A 23992-nucleotide genomic window follows, 5' to 3' on the forward strand; every position below is an offset into this window, starting at 1 on the left:
GCTAAGGCAACGCCCGCGGAAAGGGAGCCGTTTCAACGATTTTCTTATTTATCGGACGAAATTATTTAGTAAAGTCAAATTCTATAGACTTTTTTAGTGTCATGGTACGCTACGTGCGGGTTCTCGTCAGTCTCGCTTTCCCGCATTAAATACTTAGGCACACTAATCATCTTGAGTTAATAGAAAATGATGACAAAAAAAGTTATGAACAAGAACAAAGAACAAATAGTAAACTGCCTTTTGTCTCCAATCTCGATTCATGGTAATGGTGTAGCAATTGTACAACTATTATTCCGAAAAGAAATTTTCCGTGTAATACGGGGTATCTTCTTTGTTAAACGCTGTGCCTACTCCTAAGCTTTCAAAATCTGCACTTAGTATATTTTTACGGTGCCCCATAGAATTCATTAGTCCTTCATGGGCAAAAATACTACTAGATTGTCCATAAGCCAAGTTTTCTCCTGCATAAGAAAATAGTAAACCATCATCTTCAAGTCGATCGAATGGAGATTTTCCATTGAGGTTTTCATGACTGAAGTAATTATGGATGGCCATATCTTCACTATGTTTTCGAGCCGTTTCACTTACTGCCTCATCATACGTAAGAATAGAAAGGCCACGAATAACGCGAGCGGAATTTGTTAAGTCAAAAAGCTGAAACTCAAACCCCTTTTTTAGCTCTTCGGAAGGCTCCCCAAATGTCGTTTGATGGTCCTTCTCAACAGATTGGGCTACTATTTGTAAAGCAGTAATCGTGTTACTTTCATGTAGATCATAAAATATCGTTATATAATTTCCATCTATTAAATATAAATCATATTCCCCATTATTTGGTAGGATATAGACTATGTTACCTTTCTTGAGTTTAGTGAGAGGTTCACCAAGCACCGCATGGACCTCATCCCTAGTACTGTCTATATTCAAGCCTAGAAAAGAAGACTGAGAAGGCTGGTTCGTAAACATAGCGTTTGCTACGTTATTAATATCATATGAAACCATCATGAAATTTTTATAGTTCTCATGGTACGTATGCCAAACTAAGTTATACTCATTCAGACTAACTCTTTTAGCAGCACCATGAATTTTCTCAATTTCACTTTTTTTCATACCAATTGTTATTTTATCTAGTTCTATCCCATTTCCTGTAGAAGGCTTTTGTTCAGAAGAAATTGTATCAGCTGGTTCCTCTTTTAATTCCTCCCAATATGCTTTTGCCTCATTTAAATATTGACCGACCTCTAAAGAGTCAATCCAATTATCTACGGGTGTTAAGAAGGTTAAATCTACATATTCGGAAGCATATTCTTCCCATAATGGTCTAGAGAAGAAAATGGCTAAAACTAATAGTAAAAACCAACCTATTTTTCTCATCGCAATCACCGCCTAACTTACTTACTTATTTCACCACACACTATTCGAGCACCTGAGTTTCCAGCAGGATCGGTTTTATAATCATCCGCATTTTCATGGATAATTATAGAACTACCATCCGCATCTAACAGTGAATTGCTTTTCCCAGCAGTTAATACAACAGCGGGTGAAACTGTTTCTAACTCTACTTTACCATCTTCGTCGACTTCTATGTTAGGTAAATCCCCAGCATGATATCCTTTTGGATTTTGGAAGCCATGCTCTTTATGCTCTGGGTTAACATGCGCTCCTGCAGTAGTAAACTCTGGCTTTTCACAAATAGCCTTTTCATGAAAATGGATCGCCTTCGTTCCCGGAGTTAGTCCTTCCGCTTTTAACAGGATGTGTACTCCTTTAGAATGTTCAGAAAGTGTAGCTTGTCCAACTTCTTTTCCTTCTGTGTTCAATAATGAAACTTGTAACGATTCATTTAAATCTGCATCTGCCGAGGAAAAGTTACATCCTCCCATGAAGATTGTTACTACCATTAAATAAAAAATGTATTGTATTTTCAACTAATTACCCTCCCCAAATGATATTCCATTCAAGTCTTACCAAATTTAGGGTAAATATACATGAATGATTAATAAAAATGGTAAAGAAAACCGTTTAGCGTGTATGCTAAACGGTCGTTTTCTTCTGTCTAACTATAAATACAATCAGAGCGATTATAAGAAAAATAGTAGAAAATAAATATAAATTTTGATAACCAAGTTGGGTTGCAATGATTCCAAGTATATAGGAACCGATCGCTAAGCCTGTATCAAAGAGTGTAAAAAATGTGGCAGTTGCATAGCCGCTTCTCTCATGCTTCGTCGATTGGATTGCAAGCGTTTGGAAGCTTGGCACTACTGCTCCATATCCTAGGCCAACAAATGCTCCTGAAAGTAAGTATAGAAAAGGAGAATCTACATAAGCAAGTAAAACAAGCCCTAAGATAAAGGAAAGTATACCTGGAATAATAATATATTTAGGTCCTTTCTCGTCGAAAATTCGTCCAGTAAATGGTCTTGTTACAAGCATTACTATGGCAAAAACGGCAAAAAAGCTGCTTGTTAAATGAAGCAATCCTTTACCTTGTGAGTAAATAGATAAATAAGACAACACACTAGCGTAAGAAAAAGCAATTAAACTAGCCATCAATGCTACTGTTAAAGCCTTTTTCTCAAAAAGATCATTCCAAGTTAATTTAGTTTTGGGTAGCGAATTAGCAGGCTTCTTATCTTCTGGAATCATGAGTGCAGTAAGTGCACCAATTACTAATAAAGCGGTTAAGGCTAAAAACATGAATTCATAAGAAAAATATTGAACTAGTGTTAATGCAATCAATGGGCCTACAACTACTGCTAAGTTAGTAGACATTGTAAAATAACCTAGTCCAGCACCGCGTCTTGAAATCGGAATATTATCTGCAGCCATCGATCCGCTTGCGGTAGTTGCGATACTAAAGAAAATACCTTGAACAAATCGTAAAACTAATAATGCTTCAAATGGTTCAATAAAATAGTAAAGCGCTGTACATACTAAATATAGAGACAACGTTGTCCAAAGCATTTTTCGCTTTCCGACGATATCTAGAATTTTACCAGAGAAAGGTCTAACTAAAATTGCAGAAATTAAAAAAATGGTCATTAATAAACCAGCATCTTCATCTGAACGAGATAATACATCTGTTGCATAAAGAGGAAGCACAGAAACTAAACCATAAAATATAATAAAGATAGAAAAGTTTGTTGTGAACAAACTGATAAATGGTTTTGTCCATATGGGTTCTTTCTTTTTCAAAACAATTACGCCACCTTGTTTATTTCATTTTTTGTAGGAGCTGGATTAGTAAAATTTGCTCTTCAGGCGTGAGATTAGAGACAGTTCTCTCTTCAAATTCAACAATTGAAGCTTTAATTTCCGGAAAATCAAGTAGGGCCTTTTCCGACAATTTCACGATTTTTTCCCTGCGATCTTTACCAGGGTAAATATCTACCCATCCGAGCTCAACTAAGCGATAAACTGTACGAGTAATCGTAGGAGCTTCCACATTTAAATACTTCCAAATTTGAGTTAAAGACATTTCTCCATGCTTCTTAATGCAGAAAAGAACAGACCATTGCGATGCATATAAATTATGTTTTTTTAATGTATAATTTATCTCGTTTGTTAAATAACGAGTTTTTTGAAAAAGCTCATGAAAAAGTGGATTCATTATTCGGAAACTCCTTATACGATTATTTTATTGTTTACCTAGTTAAATATTTTACTTCTATGTTCGAAATTTGTAAAGGTATTGATTCGAAGGACATAATGTGATGACAGAGTTTCCTATTATTCACACGAACGTTTGGGATTCTATTTGGGCAGTACCTGTTATTCTCATAATAACAGAAATAGTGAAAAAGGTATTCCCCATTAAACCACAATATTTATCATCAATTGCAACAATAATTGGATTATTCATTTCTATATTCACAGTCACCCTCATGACTTGTCCGCAGGTATTTTTATGGTTTTTTTTATAGCGCAGCAGCAATTGGGTCTTATGCTTCCTTAAAAACATCCTGCTTATCGAAATCGCACATAAAAAAGGATACTAATTAAGTGCGACATTTTAGTATGGAAATCGAACCCTAAGAATTAGCGATACGCCATGTTGGACCATCATGTAATTATCCGCACGATTGATTTACAGAGGGCGGCTCCTCAGCGGAAAGCTTCCGCCAGAAGTAGAAATCAACAGTCTATTCAGCATTTTTTTATTGTAAAAGAAAAAACTGCAGACAAGCTCAAAATTCTTTGAGTTTGTCTGCAGTCTGAGCGTATTAAAAAATAGTGCGCTTGATTCTTAGAAGCATTGGAATGAAGCGATTCTATTTAAATCTGTACCATAATATGTCCATCTGCGACCGTTCCATCTCCAGCCAGCAACTGAATTTCTACCAACAAAAGTTGGGAAGAACCAGAAAGAACGTCCATTTGTTAGCCATACATAGGTATTGCGGAATAGACAACCACGAATAGCACCTGGATCTACTGCAAAAACTCCTACACTCTGTTGTCTTTGAGGAACGAAGGATGGAGGGGCACTTGTAGGCGCTCCTCCTTGCTGTTGCTGACCAGGTGGAAATCCTGGTGGAAAAGAAGGACCCTGTCCTGGAAACTGTCCTGGAAACTGCCCTGGACCCTGCCCTGGAAATTGCCCTCCCGGGAATTGCCCTGGAAACTGTCCTCTACCTGGTTGAAAATCTGGGAATTGATTCATTAATAAATCCTCCTTTCACTATATATTCAACATAGTATATGTGAGGAGGATTAATATGGAACGGTTATAAGGAATGGATATTAGTTAGTGCTTTTTCTAGTAATTGCTCACTTGAGAGAATCTTTTCTCCTCCGCCTTGGGCAATAGTATCGTTTCCTCCACCTTTGCCGTTTATGAAAGGCAAGATAGATTCCATTAGTTGTTTCATACTTTGTTCCACAGCTTGACCTTTAGCGGAAACTAATTGTAAGCGATCTTCATTTTCAGATATTAAGATACAGATTGATTGCTCTGATTCAGAAGTGATGAATTTTGCAAGCTTTTGAAGCTCTTGAATTGTTCGTCCTTGGAAAGTTGATGAGATTAGTCGTCCTTGATTATTTTGAATAAGTTGTTTTGCTTCATAATGCACAAGCGTTTCTTTTAAGTTTGCTATTTGTTTCTCATGTGCTTTTCCGTTATACAGCAATGCCCTTACAGTGTCTTCTAGTTTTTCTTCAGGTGAGCTTAAGCTTTGTATCAAATTAGAGACTATTGATTGTTTACGGTGTAAATGCGATATTACTCGATTACCACAAACAAACTCCACTCGAATCATTCGTTTTTGTTTTTCGGTTTGCAGTATTTTGATTAGACCAATCTGCCCTGTTGATGTTGGGTGTGTACCACCACATGCATTATCATCAAAATCTGGGATAAGAACAAGACGTATATCTTCTTTGACTTTTGTAGCTTTTCGAAGTTTATAGTCCTTAAGATCTGCTTCCGTAACCCATTTTGTCTCTATAGTCCGGTTATCCAAAATAATTTGATTTGCGAGGTCTTCAACATGTTGTAACTGTTCCTCTGAAACTTCACTCGTATCTATATCAATTGTGGAGCTATCCTTGCCTAAATGAAAGCTAACCGTTTGCAAACCAAACAAGTTGTCAAAAGCAGCTGACAATATATGCTGCCCACTATGTTGTTGCATATGGTCAAAGCGTCTTTTCCAATCGATAGCTCCTTCCACATACTCTATATCGGAAGGAAGGTTTGTTGCTAAGTAATGTCTAATCTCCCCATCTATTGTTTCTACATTCGTAACAGCTATATTATTTAATGTGCCTGTATCATGTGGTTGCCCGCCACCAGTAGGATAAAACGTAGTTTCCGAAAGGACAACATAATCCTGCTCTTTTTTAATAACCTTTGCGGAAAATGTTTGTATGTATGCATCTTTATAATAAAGTTTAATCGTCACGTGCTATCACTCCTTTCTTAAAATATAGCATGATAAAGAGGAGACCGCATTTTTAATCTGGTCTCCTAGTTCTTCATAAAGGATTTCTCTCAAAGACACCTCTTTGTAATATCTTGAGTTAAAAATCTATTCACGTTCTAATTGACTGTACATAGGCAACCTTTAGTCAATGCAGTATGAAATTGACGATTAAAATAATAAATTTGCAATAGTATTTATTGTCATTCTTCCCTATACTGGAACTATATAGAAGAATTGAGGGGAAATTATGAACTCATCTGCACAATTTTATTGGGATACATTTTGGAAAGGGAGAGTGAAACCTACATCTGTTAGTGCATGGCAGTTTGGAGGAATTCCAGATGAGTTAGCCCAACTAGTTGTGGATGGGGTTAAAACGGCAACTTGTTCTGGACACATCTTTTATAAATTAGAAAAAGAACCTCTACCAAAAGTGGATGACTACAGTGTTGTGCTAAATAGCCAAGATGAGCCAGTTTGTATTATTCGAACTACTGAAGTAAAAATTTTACCTATGAACAAGGTATCTGCAGAATTTGCATATGCTGAAGGAGAAGGAAATCGTTCTTACAATCACTGGAAAAATGCTCATGTTCAGTTTTTTACAAAAGCATTAGAGGAAGTAAATTTAGAGTTCTCCGAGGATATGTTGCTAGTTTGTGAGCGCTTTGAGTTAATCAATACCAAATAATGGGGTGAGAAGATGTTCAAAGCTGTTATGTTTTATACAAATCAATTAAAGATACTAAAAGGTTTCTATAGCAATGTGTTAGGGCTTCAAATTTTAGAGTCAAGTAATTCCTATTTCACAGTATCTATTGGTACGTCCACGCTTACTTTTTGTGAGTCCGAGCAATCGACATTATACCATTTTGCTATTAATATTCCAGGTAATCAATTTACGCTTGCTAAGCATTGGGCATTAGAAAGAGTGACATTAAACAGAGAAGATTCTGTAGACGAAATTTACTATAAACGTTTTGATGCAGATGCTTTCTATTTTGAAGATCCAGCAGGGAATGTAATTGAATTCATTGCAAGACGCAGTGTGGACAAATGGAGCGACTTTAGTGTGGAATCACTATTGAATTTAAGTGAGGTAAGTATTACTACCCCTTTTGTTCAAGAAGTAGGAGATCAACTCCAAAATATTGGTATACCAATTTCAGGTCACGTAGACATTGAACCAGATGAACTCAACTTTTTAGGAACTAAAGATACGTTTATTTTGTTAGTTCCACCTAATAGAAGATGGTACTTTTCCAAAAAAATAAGCGAAAATTCTCCTTTAGAAATAGAGCTTGAAGATGGCCAACGCCTTATAGTATTGAATGACGGAAAGATGCAAATAAAACAATAAAAGCGACAGAAAAATTCCTCTTTAGAATTCTCCTTGCCGCATTTGTTCGCTATTAATTTTGATGGGCTATCAGTGCTTGGGATAAAGTAGAATATGTTTTAATCGATGAAAAGTCTATTTCTAAGGATAGCGCTGTCCTTGCTAATTCTGGTCGTATACCAGAAAAAATAGGCTCTACACCAATCAGTTTAAGTGCTACTAGAAGTTGATATAGCTGTTGGGCCACCATTGTATCCAGAATAGGAACTCCAGATAAATCAATAAAAATAGTAAAAAGTTTTTTTGCAGTGCATTGCTCTAAAGTCGATTCCAATATTATTTGACTCCGTTGGGAATCGATTTTACCAACAAGTGGTAACACACCAATGCCCTCCTTTATTGGGATGACAGGACTGCTTAGCTCTAAAATTAGAGCTTGTTGATATTCGAGCATTTTCTGAGTTAGTTCGTAATGATGTTTTGAAAATATTTGCACTATATAATCAAAGGCTGAATTCATTTCATTTGACCAACTAGAGACATCGTCTACAGTAACTATCTTATCAGTAGATTTAATGAATTCTTGCACAAAGTTCCAATAAACTTTACGTGTATTATTAAATCCCTGAATACTTTCATGAATAGGGAATGATTCTGTAGCTCTTTTTTCAGCAACTTTAAATGCACGATTATCAATATATTCTTTAAATTTATCTTTGTTTTGTACAAAAATAGATGTAATAGCTTCTATTAAAGCTTCATTTTCTTTCCTTAAATATGCTTCAGTTTTTAATGTAACATATGTTGGGTTTGCGAGAAGTTGACAGGTAATCCATTCATCTGTAATTTTTGATTTATTCTCTATTAAATAATTATATAAATCTTCATTAAGTTTACTCATGGAATCCCTCGTTTTCTATATTCTAGTAATTATATTGTAGATTACTTAATGATTTTATACTAGTGATGTTCTTATACAGTGGCATAGCTTGGAGGGAATTGAATGCAAAAAAACACATGGCTAATCATCATTATGGCTATGCTTTTACTTATCGGTGTAGTTTATGTTTTAAATAACAATCAAAAAAACGTAATAGAGGATAAAACAAGTCAGTTAAGTGTAGCTACTCACTCTTTTGAGAAAGTATTGGCTTATGAAAATGACTACATGGGTGATGCAGCTAATACAAGTAATCTATTCAATAACTTGCCGCTAGCTAATGATAAAAAAAGTATAGAAATGGATTCGGAGAAATTAATATTAGTTGTAAACTATGATTCTCTAAGTAGTGAAGAAACGGAAAAAGCAGTCATTTACAACACTACAGCTGCTTTTGTGCTAATTAAAAATATAGAAGAAATAAATTTACAGTATTCAGATCGAACATATGTCGTTAAGAAAGCTAATGTGAAAGAATGGTTTGGAAACGACTTTTCTCAATTAATTAATCCAGAAGTTTTTAAGAAACTAGTACAAAAACCTTTGCTGGAGAAGGATAGCGGTGCATGGCTGAATCTTTATACAAAACAGGGGGAATAAAAAATGATGGGTAGTTTAATGACAAAAATAGAGCAAATTCAAAGAGAAATAGATTTTTCAGGGGTGACTTTTGTTAAAAATGGAGAATCAGTGCTTTTAGAGTCTAACACTGGCTATGCTAATCGTGGAGATTCTATAAAAAATAGGAAAGATACACGTTTCGGTATCGCATCTGGCTGTAAAATCTTTACAGCTGTTGCTATTTGTCAGCTTGTTGAGAAGCAAAAGCTAACGTTTGATACGAAGCTTACGGAATGCTTAGAAATCACTTTTCCAAATTTTGATGAAAATATAACAATTCATCACCTATTAACCCATACATCAGGTATTCCCGATTATTTTGATGAAGAGGTTATGGATGATTTTGAAGAATTATGGATAGCTAAACCGATGTATCATATGCGTCATTTGGAGGATTTTTTACCTTTTTTTCAAAATGAAAAAATGAAAGCTAATCCAGGTGAGCGATTTCACTATAATAATGCTGGCTATATTCTTCTTGGTTTAATCATTGAAAAAGTGAGTGGACAAGTATTTACCGATTATGTACAACAACATGTTTTTGATAAAGCAGGAATGCTCGATTCCGGTTATTTTGCTTTAGATAAACTTCCTGGAAATGTTGCTACTGGGTATATAGATTACAAGGACGGCACTTGGAAAACAAATGTATATTCATTGCCTGTCCAGGGAGGTTCGGATGGAGGAGCCTTTGTAAGTGCTATGGACATGGTGAAGTTTTGGGATGCTCTTTTGGGTAATGCACTATTAAGTGAATCGGTAACCAATCAATTACTTTTTCCACATGTACTGGAAGATGGGAATGACTTTTATGGTTATGGAGTATGGATTGCTAAAAAAGAGGGAACTATTTTTAAGTATCATGTAATGGGTTATGACCCTGGAGTAAGCTTCCATTCTGCTTTTTATCCAGAATCTAACATCACACTAGCGATATGTGCAAATATCTCTAAAGGCGCATTTAAAGTAATGAAAGAAATAGAAGATGAACTGATGTGATAAGATTAAAAAATCCTGCAGAAGTAATGCAGGATTTTTTAACTCTTTTTTCGCTCTTCTCTTTGTTTTCGTAGTAGTTTATAGGCTAGATAGAGCATAGTGATTCCCAAGACCAATGAAAGAATGGAGAAAAGGATACTATTAAGACCTTTTCCAAATACTAATAATAGAAGATATAGTGGGACAATAATATATATAATCTTTTCTGCGTTAAGTTTCAGTTTGTTCTCCCCCTAATATGTTTTCTATATTCATTATAACAACAAAATAGTTAGGGCATTATTTTCTAACTAGAAAGTGATAAAATAATTTAATGGAGGTGGAATTTTTGAACATAACATCCTATGAGGTTGAAAAAATAAAAGATCCTACAGGAATCATTGTAGGGGATCGTTACGAATTTTTACTTGGTATTGAAGTACCGGAAGATGATGAACTATTTGAAGAAGGCGATTCTTTAGACATAAGGGTTATTTTAGCAGTGGAAGATGCAGTGGAACGAATTGTTCAATATCACATTTTAAACAGAAGCAATGGCAAAGTATTGGATTTTGGTTTAGAAGACGAAGAAGAGGCACTTGTTCTCAACTTTTGTAAGGAACATTTTAACGAGGCAATATAAAAAATACTTTAGAGAAGGGAGATCCTTCTCTTTTTTTATGTATAAAAATGTTTATTCACGCAGCGATTTATCTTAGCTGTTTTCTTCTTTTGATAATTGGGGTAAACTGTAAGATAATGATTTAACACTATTCATCAGGAAATCACCACTACGAAATAATGTTAATTCCTGCATGAATGTGACAGATTTTAAGGAGACTTTATCGGGCGAGCTCGATAAACATCTAGACATAAAGACGCCAAGGCGAATTTCATCATTAACAAAGGTGGCCATTTTAATGGAAATTACAAAGATAATGGAATATGTAAGTATATTAGAAGTCAAAAACGAAAAAGAGATAGAGATAACCGGACTTGCCTATAACTCTCGAAAAGTAGAAAAAGGACAAGTATTTGTTTGTATAAAAGGATTTAAGGTAGATGGACATCAATTTGCGGGACAAGCAGTTGAAAATGGTGCGATTGCATTAGTTGTCGAAGATTTTATAGAGGGATTAGAAGTTCCTCAGTACAAGGTAGAGAACGGTCGTGTTGCTCTTGCGACACTTGCAGATACATTTTATAATCACCCAACGAGAAAATTAAAAACAATTGGAATAACTGCGACAAATGGGAAAACTTCTACATCCTTTATGACAAATGCCATTTTAGAGAATCATGGATTGACTACAGGATTAATGGGGACGGTAGTTGTAAAAATTGGAGATTATGCAGAGCCATCCGAATTAACGACTCCAGAATCTCTAGATTTACAACGCTTTTACGCACAAATGGTCGACGCTGGAGTTACTCACGCAACAATGGAAGTCTCTTCTTCAGCACTAGAGTTAAATCGAGTGGGCTGTGTTGATTTTGATATAGTTACTCTAAATAATATAAGTAGAGAGCATATTGATTTGCATTCTTCTTTCGAGAATTATTTTATGCATAAATCTAGTCTTATTCGTAACGCGGGAGCTGACAAGGTCGCTATTTTAAATCTAGACGATAAATATTCTGCTTCGCTTGTAAATAAAACAAAAGCAAAAGTAATCACAATAGGAGTAGAAAATCAAACGGCAGACGTCTTATGTAAAAACTTAGATTTATCGACAGGACGAGCTATATTTACTGTAGATATTACACGTGACCTAATTACATCAGATCTTGTTATTCCAAAGCAGCAATTTCAAATTGAACTTTCTACTCCTGGATTCCATTCAGTATATAACTCAATGGTAAGCATTGTCATTGGGTTACTTTGTGAAGTACCTGTTAAAACTATTCAAAAAAGCTTATTTGAATTTGTTGGAGTGGAACGTCGTTTTGAAATAATCTTTGAAGAAGATTTTAAAATTATTGATGATCATTTCGCTAATAGTGGAAATATAGATATTACGTTAGGAACATTAGAAAAAATGGAATTCAATCGCGTATCACTTGTATATGCTATTCGGGGAGATCGTGGAGTAACGGTCAATAAAGAAAATGCAGAAGCTATTGCAAGATGGGCTCCTAGACTTGGTATTCATGAAATCACTGCAACCCTTAGCCGATCACATGTCACTCAGAAGGATGTAGTTTCAGATGCGGAGGTTGCAGTATTTAAAGAAGTAATGGATGAAGCAGGTATTAAAGTTCATCTGTACGAAGAGTTACCAGATGCAATTGAACGTAGTTTGGGAGAAGTGACGGATGGCGATCTATTGTTACTGGCTGGATGTCAAGGTATGGATTATGGTGCAAAGATTGCGTTGGAACAACTGGAAACCATTCGACCAGATGTAGACAAAAAGAAGCTATTCCAACCACTTGAAAAACGTGTAGCAGGGAACTCGTAAAAGTAAAACAGGGGCTGTTCTGAGAGTCATAAAAAAGACTTTTAAGGGCAGCCTCTTTCTTCATAGCTGCTATTTAAAAGTGCGATATTATTCCGTTCCAAGCGGACGCATTCCGCGGGCGAGCGCCGATCTAAAACATGCAAATGACAATTCCTCTAGATATTATTGGAGAAACTTTCGTTTCTAAACCACATTTAAAACCCGCGTTCCAACCGTATAACAATTACCAAAGTATGGTGATTTTCGAATTACAAAAGAGAGGAGGTCGTGACGCTAGTCACGATCCTCCTCTCCTAAAAATCACACGGTAATGATGTAGCCAAGTCTGTCCATAGCTATTTGGAAACGATTGAAAATAGTTTTGCTTTTAAATGGCGCAATTTTCAAATGCAGACAAGGGTACTTCCCTTTACTCAGTTTCTCGGGTATTATTTTCACTATTTTCTACTACATGCTTAAGGATGGATAGTTTGTTATGCCAGAATTGCTCATAGTAAGAAAGCCATTGTTTTAATTCCTGTAATGGTTCTGTATGAAGGCGATAGATCTTTTCTCTTCCAACCTTTTGACCACTGACTAACTCAGCCTCCGTTAACACGTTAAGATGTTTTGCTATTGCGGTACGACTCATTGGGAAGTGGGAAGTGATTTCCGAAATCGGTAGCTCTTTTTCAGCAAGTAACTTTAAAACCTCTCTGCGAGTTGGATCGGCTATGGCCTGAAATACATCATACTTTTTTGCAGAAGTTTCCAATTAGTTTTCAATAGCCTTTCTTAAGCGCTCTTGTACGATTCCTTCCCAACCATGAGCCATTCTATCACGGATAACAGAACTTTTTTCATTCGGTTTTATAAGTTTGTCATCTGCTTCTTTCCAACCGCCATGAATAAGAGTAAATTCTGTTTTATCGTCCATCACTTTTAAAATAAATGAAACAAACCATCCTTCTGTATCCCAAATAAAAGAAAGCTTATTTGGCGGGTCTACTTCTGTTACTTTACAAGGGGATGGACCGAAAGGAGATTGAATATGAAACTCGTATCCCTCTTCTAATTGAAAGTCATTCGGCATAAACCATTTTGCAATCCCGTCAGCGGTTGATACATTTTCCCATACTTTTTGAATAGGTGCATTTATAGTGACTGTTTGAATAATATCTTTAAGTTTATTTCCCAATTAATATCCTTCTTTCTCCAAAAAAAATAAAACCAAATGGTTTCATATAAAATAATACGAAACAAAATGGTTTCATGTCAAGTGATTACCAATCAATCTGTTCTGGGTAGTTCACATTAAAACGTAAATCGTGTATAGCACTTTTTGTTTTACTAGCTTCCGCAATTACTTTTTTCTTGATAGCCTCATATTCGCCATTTTCCATTACGATATTTTGGACGATTGAAGAAAAAGATTTAGTTCGTTGATCTTTAGTCATCTCAATATAAGATAGATTTAACATATCAATATACTGAATTGCATATTCTTCTACAGTTGTTTCTGGTGAATAAACAGCACTAAGTATTACTGCATATTCTTCGTTTGTTAATATATCCTTCCATGCTTCCGAAATAAGTGCTTGGAATTTGCGAACATTTACAATATGCAAATCAAAATCATTCGCAAATTCGTATTTTTTATATAACTGGATAAAATCATTTAAGGCAATAAATGAGAAAACTAGCTCAGGCCACAAAATCTCGGTAGAGTAATAAATATTATTTTCTGGAGCTATAAAGTCATGGGATTTCATCATTTCTTTGTGTAAGCCATTTGCTACAAAATCAATATTGCGATTTCCTTGATAGGCATAACGTATTTCGGATGTTACACCTAATAAACGCATTCGAGCTCCTTGCCAGTCCATATATCGATCTTCTTTTCCCGTCAGATGATGTATTGCAGAGCAAAGCTCATCTAAATCCCAAAAATCACCACTAATTAATACGCCCGTCATATTTTCCGTGCTTTTTAACGCAAGCATATTCTCCACCTCCTAAGGTTCTATTACCTTTTTGGTGAATAGTTAAGCGTAGAAAACAATTCTTTTTTCTCTAAATCGGTCAATTCTCTCCATTCTCCAATAGATAGACCTTCTAATGTTATATTCATAATACGAATACGTTGTAATCTCTTCACAGTAAATCCTAGTGCAGAGCACATTCTTCTTATTTGTCTGTTTAAACCTTGTGTAAGAGTTATATTAAAAGTATTTTGACCAACTTTTTTTACTTTTGCGGGTAGTGTTTTCGTTCCTAAAATATTTACACCAGAAGCCATTTTTTCAATGAATGAATCGGTTATTCTTTCATTTACAGTAACAATATATTCTTTCTCATGTTTATTTTCAGCCCGTAATATTTCATTCACTATGTCTCCATCATTCGTCAGCAAAATTAATCCATCCGAATCTTTATCTAAGCGACCAATATGAAAAATACGAAGTGGGTGATTGACAAAATCGACAATATTACCTTTTACGTGACGTTCTGTTGTGCTGGTGATACCGACCGGTTTATTCAAAACGAGATACACTAATGGTTGTTCAACGGCAATCGGTTTTCCGTCTACACGCACGTCGTCTCCAGCTTCCACTTTACTTCCAAGTTCAGCCATCACTCCATTGATAGTTACTCTACCATCTGTTATCCACTTATCGGCACCACGTCTTGAGACAATTCCAGCTTCACTTAAAAATTTATTAATGCGCATCCTAAAACACCTACTTTTCTTGTTAGAATGATTATAACAAAACTTGAAACTATTTTAGAGTAAAGCGCGTAAAAAAGAAAAGGAGTGATTGACTATGACGATTAATCAAAAAATAGAAGAGACATTCAACACTTTAAAAAAATTATTAAGCTGGGGTGTTGATAAACGTGTCACTCTCTCGCTTGCTGGTTATTATGTGACTCTAGATAAAGAACTAAATGAAAGTAGATTCAAGGAAATAGAGATCGTTATTAAAAAGAAAGCGGGTATATTCTCTCCATTACGTTCTCACTTAAACCCGCTTTTCATTGCTACATTAGATGTAGCAGGCCAAGAGCCACAACAAGCTGTAGATTTATTATTAGAGAAGATAGAAGCATTAAAAAACTCTTCCTTTAAAGTAAATAGTTATACTTATTTAGCAGCGTTATTGATGTCAGATGACAAAGTAAACTGGGCAGAGGAAATGGAACGGGCTAAACAGCTAATGGCAGATATGAAAAAGCACCATCGGTTTTTAACATCAACAGACGATTATCCCTATGCCATGTTTTTAGGGAAATTAAATGGAGATACCGCTGTCCGTGCAGAAACGATGAATCGCTACTATAAGGAGCTTAGAAATTATAAATTCTACTCCGGAAATGAACTACAATGGATGTCGCAGGTACTAACGTATACAAATGCTGAATATGAGGAAGACTTGGTGAAACGTGCAGTCATTATTCGAGATGGATTAAAAAGTGTAAAGATAAAAACATCAGCCCCTCAATATCCTATGATTGGATTTATGGCTGCACTGAAAATGAATGAAGAACAACTAAAAGCAATAGTTACAACATATGAATCACTAGCGAGTATGAAACTATTCTCTTGGTATAAGGATAGTGCTCTATCTATCGCTCTTGGATGGGAAATGAGAGCTTCCAAAGACACTTATGCTACAGCGGCCATCTCAATGGCAACATCGCTTGAAATGCTACTTCAAGCACAACAGGCAATGATGATTTCAACGATCGCTGCTTCAAGTGCCGCAGCTTCATCTTCGAACTCTGAATGATCTTCATGCTATACTATAACTGATATGCTTTACGAAAAAACGATAGAGCAAATAAAGAAAATTTTGAGGAGTAATACATGATGAACACAAATCCAATGAGTCAATCTAGAACTATACAAACCCACTTGATCCTTCCGCCTGATACAAATCATCACCAAACTATTTTTGGTGGACGGGTACTTGCATTTATCGATGAGATCGCAGCGATTTCGTCCATGAAGCATGCGCAAGGTGCAGTGGTAACTGCTTCAATAGACTCTGTTGATTTCCTTTCTTCTGCAAAAGTAGGGGATGTATTGGAGTTAGAGGCTGTTGTTTCAAATACAGGTCGTTCATCTATGGAAGTTTATGTTCGAGTAACCTCGATGAATTTAATAACTGGAGAAGAAAAACTTACAACGGAGTCTTTTGTAACAATGGTTGCAGTAGATGAAAATGGTAAGCCTGTTTCGGTACCGGGTATTCATCCTGAAACAGAAGAAGAAACTCGTTTATTTGAATCAGGTCCTGCTAGACGTATCCATCGTAAACAGCGATTAGAGATGAATTACTAATTGATAAGGATGTGAATATATGCTTAAACAAATAGATGAATTTTATAAGTATATTATGATCACGCTGCTCGTTGTATATTTAATAAACTACGCGTATTTTGGCGAGGTTACTATCACATTCACAATCATAGCACTTGCTATTGTTCTTGAAATAATTAGGCAAAGACACCATATTAAACAGCTCACCTATGCACAGCTTTCTATTATTGGAGTAGTGCTTATAGCGGGTATTGCAGGTATTATTTATTTATTTGTCTTATTCAGCATTTTTATAGTTCCTCTAAGTTTACCAACTGCAGTAGAGGACCTATTACTAATTGCTTTTGCGCTTATTAGTTTATATGTATTAGGATATTTCTTGAAAAAATTATACGTTCGTGCAATTGAAAAACACTAAAAAACCTTTAGGAGTCCCTTAAAATAGGTCTTCTAAAGGTTTTTTTCTTTAGATCAAGATTCAATCCCTTACTTTGAAATGCTTTATCATAATGAAACCATTTCAAATGTTCATTCGTAAGCATAAAAGAAGGAGTGATGGGCTATGCAACATATATACGAACGTGCTGCAAAATATACAAAGCTAGGATCTATACTAATATTTGGCCTATACATAGTTTTAGTAGTTATTTTTAGAGATGTACTGTTGTACGATTTTGAGACTCATTTTTTAATAGGATTTACGTTTTTTATATTGTTTAGTACTTCTTTTGTCATTCAAAATGCTGCAGACAAATTACCGAAAGAGCAGCAAATAGATAGTGAATATTATTCTGCTGAATTTCCCATAAAAGAACTTAATTTTCAAAGGGATGTATCTATTATTCCAGTTACCTACTTAGTTTCAGGAAGAGGAGAACGTTTATATAAGATTGAACCTGCTAAGGATCATGGAGTTAAGAAGATGCTATCTGCATTTGAGATCTTTCAAAAGGGAATGTTGATACCTATTACATACAATTTAAAAACAATGGATGATAGCATAGTAAGTCAATTCACTTTGAAAAATAAATTAAAATTTATGCAGATAAAAGTTTATGACCACACAAAAAACCATTTATCCACTGTTGTCATGCCTCCTTTTTCAGTTAAAAATAGAGCCATTATTTTTAATGCGAACAATGAGAAGATACTGCAAATGGAAGCAAAAAGTATGTATGGAGATATTGATGTCGATGATTCCAATGGAAAACGGTTAGCTACGTATCGTTTTGGAATTTTTCCTTATGCAACTCATCCTGCATTTGAAATACAAGCAGTAAACGTGCATGTGTCGCTTGCACATGACTTGACCCATGCTCAAAAACTCACTTTTACTGCATTATTTTACTATTGGACCGGTAACGTAAAATAAAAAAGAGCTGACATTACGACGTCAGCTCTTTTTTAGTTTTTAAATAGAGAAAACCAGCCTTTAAATTTAAACCAAGCAAGCATGGAAAGAGCAATAACAACGATTAATCCCATCACGACAAAATAACCATATTTCCACTCTAGCTCAGGCATATACGCAAAATTCATTCCGTATACTCCTACGATAAATGTCAATGGTATAAAAACGGTGGATACGATCGTTAAAATCATCATAATCCGATTCATTCGACTAGAGTTAATCGACATATGACTGTCTCTAATATCTGCAGTAAGTTCTCGATTAGATTCAATCATTTCCGTGAGCTTTAGCAAGTGATCATAAATGTCTCCAAAATATGCACGTTCAGAGTGTTGTAAATTTATTCGTTCGGAATTCATAATACGGTACAATAAATCCCGCATAGGTATCACTGTTCTACGTAATCTAAGCAAATCACTACGTAAGTCAAAAACTTGATCTATAGATAAATGTCTCATATCTGAAGAAAGCTTGTCTTCTACTTCATTCAAATAATCCTCAATTTTATAGACGATTGGAAAATAAGCATCCACTACTTTATCGACGATATGATAGGTTGCATGCATCGCCCCACGTTCCCAGCCTTCTGAATTTCGAATAATGCGTTCTCGTGCTTGAGCCAATTCATGCATAGGTGGAAAGTGGAAGGTGACAACATAATCCTTTCCAACAAAAATATCTAGCTCTTCCGCTTCTAACGTTTCTTCATTAATGGTATGTAGAACATAAAAAGCATACCCATCATAATGGTCTAACTTTGGACGTTGAAGTCTTAGTAAACAGTCTTCTATTGCTAGCGGATGGAAATGGAAAAAAGAGCTAAGAAGATTCTCTTCTTCTTGAGAAGGTTCTCCAATATCAATCCAATACCATTCAAACGTTTTATTTTTAATATCATGGAGAGGAAAATCACATATTATTTCGTGATCGGTTGTAATGCCCATCGTTTGAATCATATCAAAACCTCACTTTTACATTGAATGCATGTTGCCATTATCTCATATTCGCATACTTCCATCAAAACACACCTCATAATATTTAACCTATAAATTATTTATAATGACTGGAAAAGTTTGATTAAATAAAAAATAGTATTGACATATATAATTTCTATCTGTATAGTGGGTATTAATCAAATATAACAACTTTCTTATCAAGAGAGGTGGAGGGACTTGGCCCTAGGATACCTCAGCAACAGGCATTTTTGCACTGTGCTAATTCCAAAAGCTTTTAGGCTTGAAGATAAGAAGAGAATAATCACTTAACGACGTGTAAACCTCTTCTTGTTTCTAAGAAGAGGTTTTATTTGATTTAAAGAGCTATATGGAAAGAATTTTGGCTTTGGTTTCACCTCGTTCACTTCAGTTACCCATTCGTAAGAAGTGCATCGAGTTAAATATAAAACTTCTTTTTTGAAGATCCCATTTGATCAATAGAGAAAGAAAGTATTTATTTTACACCACACAGAGTTTTGAACTAATCAACCCCCTTGTCTATATACTGGCAAAGGGGTTGATTAGTTATTCGGGTTCATTTTTATTTGCAATTAACTGAGGTGTTTGTCTAGTTTCTATAGCCTGCTTTTGCATTTACTAATATAAGTGCAAGAAGGAGGTGAATTTATCGTGAACCAATATCATCATAGACCTTGTCATTCATGCCATCAACCTCAAGTATCCCCATGGCAACAACCACCTGCGCAGCCAATTGTATGTCCACCGCAATATCGTGTACGTGATTCCTTTATACCGAGAATGCAACCTGTAATTCATCCAATCGTTAATGTGAATCGCGAGCATATTGTAAATGTTCCACAGCATTACTTTACAGAAACTAATCGAAATGTAGTTGTGAATCCACCCCTACAAGCATACCCATATCCGCAAGGAGGATTCCAACAACCATTCCAACGTCCTTTCTTCGGTCCTCGTTACTAAGGATATTATTGTTTTAACTGCGACGACCAAGTGAAACGGCGCAGAAGCAACGAACTTAACTGCGACGAGTAGCTACCGAAACGCAGGAGCAAATGCCTTTTTTAAAAGCGCATTTGCTTTTTTTGTGTGTAAAGTCCTTAATCTATTACCTTGATTTAAATTTTTTGTTAATGTTCGCATTACTCACCGAATCCGTGTATTTACCAAAAAAAAGGCATTATAAATATTTAGACATATTGTAATTTTCTATATATTTTGATAAAGTTATATTTATTTTGATGGGTGAAATGATTAAGGGGGATGGAAATGAAGCTTTTTCTTTCAATTGATATGGAAGGAATCACAGGTTTGCCGGATCATACTTTTGTGGACTCCAGTAAGCATAATTATGAACGTGCTCGCCGTATAATGACACAAGAGGCAAATGCAATTGTAGAAGGTGCTCTATCTGTAGGTGTAAAAGAGATTTTAGTTAATGATAGTCACTCTAAAATGAATAATATTTTAGTAGAAGAGCTGCATCCAGAAGCTTCTTTAATAACGGGAGATGTGAAGCCGTTTTCGATGGTGCAGGCATTAGATGAATCTTACCTTGGTGCAGTATTTGCTGGTTATCATTCGAGAGCAGGACAACCTGGAGTAATGAGTCACTCGATGATATTCGGAGTTAGAAATATGTATATAAACGATGTAGAAATTGGTGAACTGGGATTAAATGCATATGTAGCAGGGCACTTTGGTGTACCAGTTATTATGGTTGCAGGCGATGATGGTGCGTGTAAAGAGGCTGAGGCACTGATTCCTGGAGTTGTTACTGCAGTAGTGAAAGAGTCTATCTCAAGATCAGCGGTTAAGACATTGCATCCACGAAAAGCACATGCACTATTGAGAGAAAAGGTAGCTGTAGCGATTAGTAATAGAGATCAAATCAAACCGCTCACCCCTCCTAAAAATCCAACATTACGTATTGAATTTGTTAATTATGGTCAAGCGGAATGGGCGGCACTTATGCCTGGTTGTGAAATTATAGAAGGAACGACAATAGTTAAGTTCGAGGCAAAAGATATATTAGAAGCATACCGGGCGATGCTTGTAATGGTAGAGCTAGCAATGCAAACGAAATTTTGTTAAGGGGGGAGTTTGCTTATGGCGAAATATATTATTAAACGTTTTATTATGATGATTGCTACGATTCTTATCATTGCTACCGTAACCTTCATATTAATGCATTCGGTTCCAGGGTCTCCATTTGAAGGAGAAAGGACATCTAATCCTACGATTCAAGCAAACTTAGAAAAGTTTTACAAACTTGATGAACCGATGCATGTTCAGTATTTGTATTATTTAAAGTCGATTGTGACATTTGACTTTGGACCATCGATTAAAAAGCCGAATGACTCCGTAAATGAATTACTTGCAAGGGGATTCCCAATATCTTTTGAGTTGGGAATGGTTACGATACTAGTCGCTTTAATATCTGGAATTATCTTAGGGACGCTTGCTGCACTCCGGCACAACGGAATAATTGACTACTTAGCAATGACTTTTGCCGTTGTAGGGATTTCTGTCCCGAATTTCGTGCTAGCAACCTTACTTATTCAACAATTGGCAGTAAACTTGGAGTGGTTTCCAGCGGCTACTTGGAGCAGCCCGATACATATGATATTACCTACTTTAGCTCTTGCAACAGGTCCTACAGCAATAATTGCACGATTAACGAGATCTAGCATGCTCGAAGTATTGACTCAGGACTATATAAAAATGGCCCGGGCAAAAGGTCTTTCACCGGTGAGAATTGTCGTGCGACATGCGTTAAGAAATGCCCTTATGCCGGTTGTAACTATTTTAGGAACAATGCTTGCTGGTATATTAACAGGGACTTTTGTTATTGAGCGGATATTTGCCATTCCAGGAATGGGAAAATACTTCGTAGAGAGTATTAATAACCGAGATTATCCGGTTATTATGGGGTCTACCGTTTTCTATAGTGCGTTTCTCGTATTCATGTTATTTCTTGTAGATATTGTATACGGATTTCTAGATCCACGAATAAAATTACACCGTAAAGAGGGGGATGCGTAATGACAAACCCACAAAATGTGGTTTCCCCACAAAATGTACAGGACGAGTGGTTTAGACCAAAACCAAAAAATCAAGAAAAAGCGGAGGCTGTTGTAAGGCCGTCGTTATCTTATTGGAAAGATGCATGGCGCAGACTCCGAAAAAATAAACTTGCAATGGGCGGGCTAATATTTCTTATTTTACTTACGCTCTTTGCCATATTTGGTCCAATTTTTTCTCCTTATTCAGTAACAGCCACTGATTATCCTAGTCAAAATCAGGCGCCTTCTGCTGCCCATTGGTTTGGCACGGATGAGGCAGGTCGTGATGTATTTACTAGGACATGGTATGGTGCTCGAATCTCTTTATTTGTAGGAGTAATGGCAGCCCTTATCGACTTTTTCATTGGAATTATTTATGGCGGTTTGAGTGGATATAAAGGTGGACGAACGGATGCAGTAATGATGCGTATAGTAGAAGTGCTTTACGGATTGCCGCATTTGTTGGTTGTTATTTTACTAATGGTTGTAATGGGGGCGAGCTTAACCACTATTATTGTTGCACTTACGGTGACAGGGTGGGTAGGTATGGCTCGTATTGTTCGAGGACAGGTACTTCAAATAAAAAACTATGAATTCGTGACCGCCTCCAAATCCTTTGGTGCAAAGACTTCTAGAATTTTACGCAAAAACCTCCTGCCGAACACAATGGGTCCAATTATAGTTCAAATGACGCTTACTGTTCCAAGTGCTATTTTTGCAGAAGCATTTCTAAGCTTTTTAGGATTAGGAATTGCTGCTCCCTTTGCAAGTTGGGGTGTTATGGCAAATGATGCATTGCCTGTAATTTTATCGGGGCACTGGTGGCGTTTATTATTTCCAGCACTTTTCATTTCCCTGACGATGTTTGCTTTTAATGTATTGGGAGATGGTTTACAAGATGCACTTGATCCAAAATTGAGGAGGTAGCTGTAGGTGAATGACATAAAACAAAAAATCTTACAAGTGGATAACTTACAAGTTTCTTTCCGCACTTTTGGAGGGGAAGTAGAGGCCATTAGAGGTGTAAGTTTCGATTTATATAAAGGGGAGACACTTGCAATTGTAGGTGAATCTGGGTGTGGTAAAAGTGTTACTTCCAATGCAATTATGGGGTTAATTCCACAACCGGCTGGAATCATTAAAAATGGGAGTATTGTTTTCAAAGGGAAAGATTTGACTAAATTGTCTAAAGCGCAGCTTAGAAAAATACAGGGTGTTGACATCTCGATGATATTCCAAGACCCTATGACAGCGTTAAATCCTACAATTTCCATTGGAGAGCAACTGACGGAAGGACTACGGACGCACCAAAAAATAGGGAAGCAAGAAGCAAAAAAGAAAGCAATTGAGATGTTAAATCTTGTAGGGATTCCAAATCCTGAAGAACGATTAAAGCAATTTCCCCACCAGTTTTCAGGTGGTATGCGTCAGCGAATAGTGATTGCAATTGCACTTATTTGCGATCCAGAATTATTGATCGCGGATGAGCCGACAACAGCATTAGATGTGACGATTCAAGCGCAGATTTTAGAACTATTTGAAGAGATTCAAAGAAAAACGGACATATCAATTATATTAATCACACATGATTTAGGGGTTGTGGCAAAGATTGCAGACAGAATAGCGGTTATGTATGCAGGGAAAATTGTGGAGATCGGTGATAAGAGAGAAATCTTCTATACTCCAGAGCATCCATATACTAAAGGATTATTAAATTCGGTACCGCGACTAGATCTGGAGGAAGAAGAATTACAACCAATAGAAGGTACTCCACCTGATTTATTTTCACCACCAAAGGGGTGTCCTTTCACTGCCCGTTGTGATTATGCAATGGAAGTTTGTGAGCATGCGTATCCATTTACGGCCAGATTATCCGAAGCCCATGCGGTGGATTGCTGGCTTCAAGATGAGCGGGCGAAAGTATTATTAGAACAAAGATAGGATTGGATGAGAGCGCGAAAGTGCATTCACA

Annotated in this window: 28 protein-coding genes and 1 riboswitch; of the genes, 15 read left to right on the forward strand and 13 right to left on the reverse strand. The window is 36.1% G+C overall.

Annotated elements, in window-relative coordinates:
- Nucleotides 1-288: 288 nt before the first annotated feature.
- The 7 genes from P2Q73_RS17560 to P2Q73_RS17590 all read right to left on the reverse strand — a co-directional run bounded on the left by P2Q73_RS17560 (nt 289) and on the right by P2Q73_RS17590 (nt 5906).
- Nucleotides 289-1371 carry a CAP domain-containing protein gene (locus P2Q73_RS17560; RefSeq protein WP_275789522.1) on the reverse strand — a complete coding sequence of 361 codons (1083 nt, stop codon included), beginning with the start codon at nt 1369-1371 and terminating at the stop codon, nt 289-291.
- A gap of 17 nt (nt 1372-1388) precedes the next feature.
- A complete protein-coding gene (locus tag P2Q73_RS17565) occupies nt 1389-1925 on the reverse strand; it encodes a superoxide dismutase family protein (RefSeq protein WP_275789525.1) in 537 nt (178 codons plus the stop codon).
- A 106-nt stretch (nt 1926-2031) separates the two neighbouring features.
- On the reverse strand, nt 2032-3195 hold the full coding sequence (locus P2Q73_RS17570; RefSeq protein WP_275789528.1) for an MFS transporter: 1164 nt from the start codon (nt 3193-3195) through the stop codon (nt 2032-2034).
- Between the two features lie 19 nt (nt 3196-3214).
- Complete coding sequence (locus P2Q73_RS17575) at nt 3215-3610, reverse strand: MarR family winged helix-turn-helix transcriptional regulator (protein WP_056831274.1); 396 nt, start codon at nt 3608-3610, stop codon at nt 3215-3217.
- Between the two features lie 123 nt (nt 3611-3733).
- Nucleotides 3734-3874, reverse strand: a complete 141-nt coding sequence (locus tag P2Q73_RS20455) for a hypothetical protein (protein WP_481747169.1) — start codon at nt 3872-3874, stop codon at nt 3734-3736.
- 372 nt (nt 3875-4246) lie between these two features.
- Nucleotides 4247-4663 carry a transporter gene (locus P2Q73_RS17585; protein WP_275789532.1) on the reverse strand — a complete coding sequence of 139 codons (417 nt, stop codon included), beginning with the start codon at nt 4661-4663 and terminating at the stop codon, nt 4247-4249.
- Nucleotides 4664-4727: 64 nt separating this feature from the next.
- Complete coding sequence (locus P2Q73_RS17590; protein WP_275789535.1) at nt 4728-5906, reverse strand: alanyl-tRNA editing protein; 1179 nt, start codon at nt 5904-5906, stop codon at nt 4728-4730.
- A gap of 268 nt (nt 5907-6174) precedes the next feature.
- On the opposite strand from P2Q73_RS17590, the gene P2Q73_RS17595 reads away from it, so the two are divergent.
- The gene (locus tag P2Q73_RS17595; RefSeq protein ID WP_275789538.1) at nt 6175-6618 is read left to right on the forward strand and encodes an ASCH domain-containing protein; all 444 of its coding nucleotides are present in this window, start codon (nt 6175-6177) and stop codon (nt 6616-6618) included.
- A 12-nt stretch (nt 6619-6630) separates the two neighbouring features.
- Nucleotides 6631-7287, forward strand: a complete 657-nt coding sequence (locus P2Q73_RS17600) for a glyoxalase (RefSeq protein WP_275789540.1) — start codon at nt 6631-6633, stop codon at nt 7285-7287.
- A 52-nt stretch (nt 7288-7339) separates the two neighbouring features.
- Here the strand turns inward: P2Q73_RS17600 and P2Q73_RS17605 are convergent, their stop codons facing one another.
- Nucleotides 7340-8167, reverse strand: a complete 828-nt coding sequence (locus P2Q73_RS17605; protein WP_275789543.1) for an STAS domain-containing protein — start codon at nt 8165-8167, stop codon at nt 7340-7342.
- Between the two features lie 102 nt (nt 8168-8269).
- On the opposite strand from P2Q73_RS17605, the gene P2Q73_RS17610 reads away from it, so the two are divergent.
- The 4 genes from P2Q73_RS17610 (at nt 8270) to P2Q73_RS17625 (ending at nt 12267) form a co-directional block, all read left to right on the forward strand.
- Nucleotides 8270-8806, forward strand: a complete 537-nt coding sequence (locus P2Q73_RS17610) for a DUF4825 domain-containing protein (RefSeq protein ID WP_275789545.1) — start codon at nt 8270-8272, stop codon at nt 8804-8806.
- Nucleotides 8807-8809: 3 nt separating this feature from the next.
- Nucleotides 8810-9826 carry a serine hydrolase domain-containing protein gene (locus tag P2Q73_RS17615; RefSeq protein ID WP_275789547.1) on the forward strand — a complete coding sequence of 339 codons (1017 nt, stop codon included), beginning with the start codon at nt 8810-8812 and terminating at the stop codon, nt 9824-9826.
- A gap of 328 nt (nt 9827-10154) precedes the next feature.
- Entirely contained in the window at nt 10155-10448 is a 294-nt protein-coding gene (locus P2Q73_RS17620) for a DUF6509 family protein (protein ID WP_275789549.1), read from the forward strand.
- A gap of 277 nt (nt 10449-10725) precedes the next feature.
- The gene (locus P2Q73_RS17625; RefSeq protein ID WP_275789551.1) at nt 10726-12267 is read left to right on the forward strand and encodes a Mur ligase family protein; all 1542 of its coding nucleotides are present in this window, start codon (nt 10726-10728) and stop codon (nt 12265-12267) included.
- Between the two features lie 409 nt (nt 12268-12676).
- Here the strand turns inward: P2Q73_RS17625 and P2Q73_RS17630 are convergent, their stop codons facing one another.
- The 4 genes from P2Q73_RS17630 to rluF all read right to left on the reverse strand — a co-directional run bounded on the left by P2Q73_RS17630 (nt 12677) and on the right by rluF (nt 14977).
- Entirely contained in the window at nt 12677-13021 is a 345-nt protein-coding gene (locus P2Q73_RS17630; RefSeq protein ID WP_056831257.1) for an ArsR/SmtB family transcription factor, read from the reverse strand.
- The gene (locus P2Q73_RS17635; protein WP_275789554.1) at nt 13022-13444 is read right to left on the reverse strand and encodes an SRPBCC family protein; all 423 of its coding nucleotides are present in this window, start codon (nt 13442-13444) and stop codon (nt 13022-13024) included.
- Nucleotides 13445-13529: 85 nt separating this feature from the next.
- Nucleotides 13530-14249 (reverse strand): DUF6904 family protein, encoded by a 720-nt coding sequence (locus P2Q73_RS17640; RefSeq protein ID WP_275789557.1) that lies wholly within the window; start codon nt 14247-14249, stop codon nt 13530-13532.
- A 23-nt stretch (nt 14250-14272) separates the two neighbouring features.
- A complete protein-coding gene (rluF, locus tag P2Q73_RS17645; protein ID WP_053591262.1) occupies nt 14273-14977 on the reverse strand; it encodes a 23S rRNA pseudouridine(2604) synthase RluF in 705 nt (234 codons plus the stop codon).
- Nucleotides 14978-15071: 94 nt separating this feature from the next.
- Between rluF and P2Q73_RS17650 the strand changes: the two genes are divergently transcribed.
- The 4 genes from P2Q73_RS17650 (at nt 15072) to P2Q73_RS17665 (ending at nt 17942) form a co-directional block, all read left to right on the forward strand.
- The gene (locus P2Q73_RS17650; protein WP_275789562.1) at nt 15072-16037 is read left to right on the forward strand and encodes a DUF4003 family protein; all 966 of its coding nucleotides are present in this window, start codon (nt 15072-15074) and stop codon (nt 16035-16037) included.
- 77 nt (nt 16038-16114) lie between these two features.
- Entirely contained in the window at nt 16115-16591 is a 477-nt protein-coding gene (locus tag P2Q73_RS17655; protein ID WP_056831249.1) for an acyl-CoA thioesterase, read from the forward strand.
- Nucleotides 16592-16610: 19 nt separating this feature from the next.
- The gene (locus P2Q73_RS17660; protein WP_053591265.1) at nt 16611-16988 is read left to right on the forward strand and encodes a hypothetical protein; all 378 of its coding nucleotides are present in this window, start codon (nt 16611-16613) and stop codon (nt 16986-16988) included.
- A gap of 144 nt (nt 16989-17132) precedes the next feature.
- Nucleotides 17133-17942 (forward strand): hypothetical protein, encoded by an 810-nt coding sequence (locus tag P2Q73_RS17665; RefSeq protein ID WP_275789566.1) that lies wholly within the window; start codon nt 17133-17135, stop codon nt 17940-17942.
- A gap of 32 nt (nt 17943-17974) precedes the next feature.
- Here P2Q73_RS17665 and corA read toward each other — a convergent pair whose 3' ends face one another.
- Entirely contained in the window at nt 17975-18937 is a 963-nt protein-coding gene (gene corA, locus P2Q73_RS17670; protein ID WP_056831241.1) for a magnesium/cobalt transporter CorA, read from the reverse strand.
- A 191-nt stretch (nt 18938-19128) separates the two neighbouring features.
- Nucleotides 19129-19230: riboswitch (SAM riboswitch) on the forward strand.
- A gap of 376 nt (nt 19231-19606) precedes the next feature.
- On the opposite strand from corA, the gene P2Q73_RS17675 reads away from it, so the two are divergent.
- The 5 genes from P2Q73_RS17675 (at nt 19607) to P2Q73_RS17695 (ending at nt 23961) form a co-directional block, all read left to right on the forward strand.
- A complete protein-coding gene (locus P2Q73_RS17675; protein WP_197275675.1) occupies nt 19607-19918 on the forward strand; it encodes a hypothetical protein in 312 nt (103 codons plus the stop codon).
- A 306-nt stretch (nt 19919-20224) separates the two neighbouring features.
- Nucleotides 20225-21049 (forward strand): M55 family metallopeptidase, encoded by an 825-nt coding sequence (locus tag P2Q73_RS17680; protein ID WP_275789573.1) that lies wholly within the window; start codon nt 20225-20227, stop codon nt 21047-21049.
- 15 nt (nt 21050-21064) lie between these two features.
- Nucleotides 21065-22000, forward strand: coding sequence for an ABC transporter permease (locus P2Q73_RS17685; protein ID WP_053591269.1), 936 nt, complete (start codon nt 21065-21067; stop codon nt 21998-22000).
- Nucleotides 22000-22947 carry an ABC transporter permease gene (locus P2Q73_RS17690; RefSeq protein WP_053591270.1) on the forward strand — a complete coding sequence of 316 codons (948 nt, stop codon included), beginning with the start codon at nt 22000-22002 and terminating at the stop codon, nt 22945-22947. The genes P2Q73_RS17685 and P2Q73_RS17690 overlap by 1 nt, the downstream gene beginning before the upstream one ends.
- A gap of 6 nt (nt 22948-22953) precedes the next feature.
- Nucleotides 22954-23961: an ABC transporter ATP-binding protein gene (locus P2Q73_RS17695; protein ID WP_375220060.1), complete on the forward strand. Its 1008-nt coding sequence runs from the start codon at nt 22954-22956 to the stop codon at nt 23959-23961.
- The last annotated feature ends 31 nt before the right edge of the window (nt 23962-23992 follow it).

It is taken from the genome of Bacillus sp. Cr_A10, assembly GCF_029222665.1.
GTDB lineage: Bacteria > Bacillota > Bacilli > Bacillales_A > Planococcaceae > Psychrobacillus.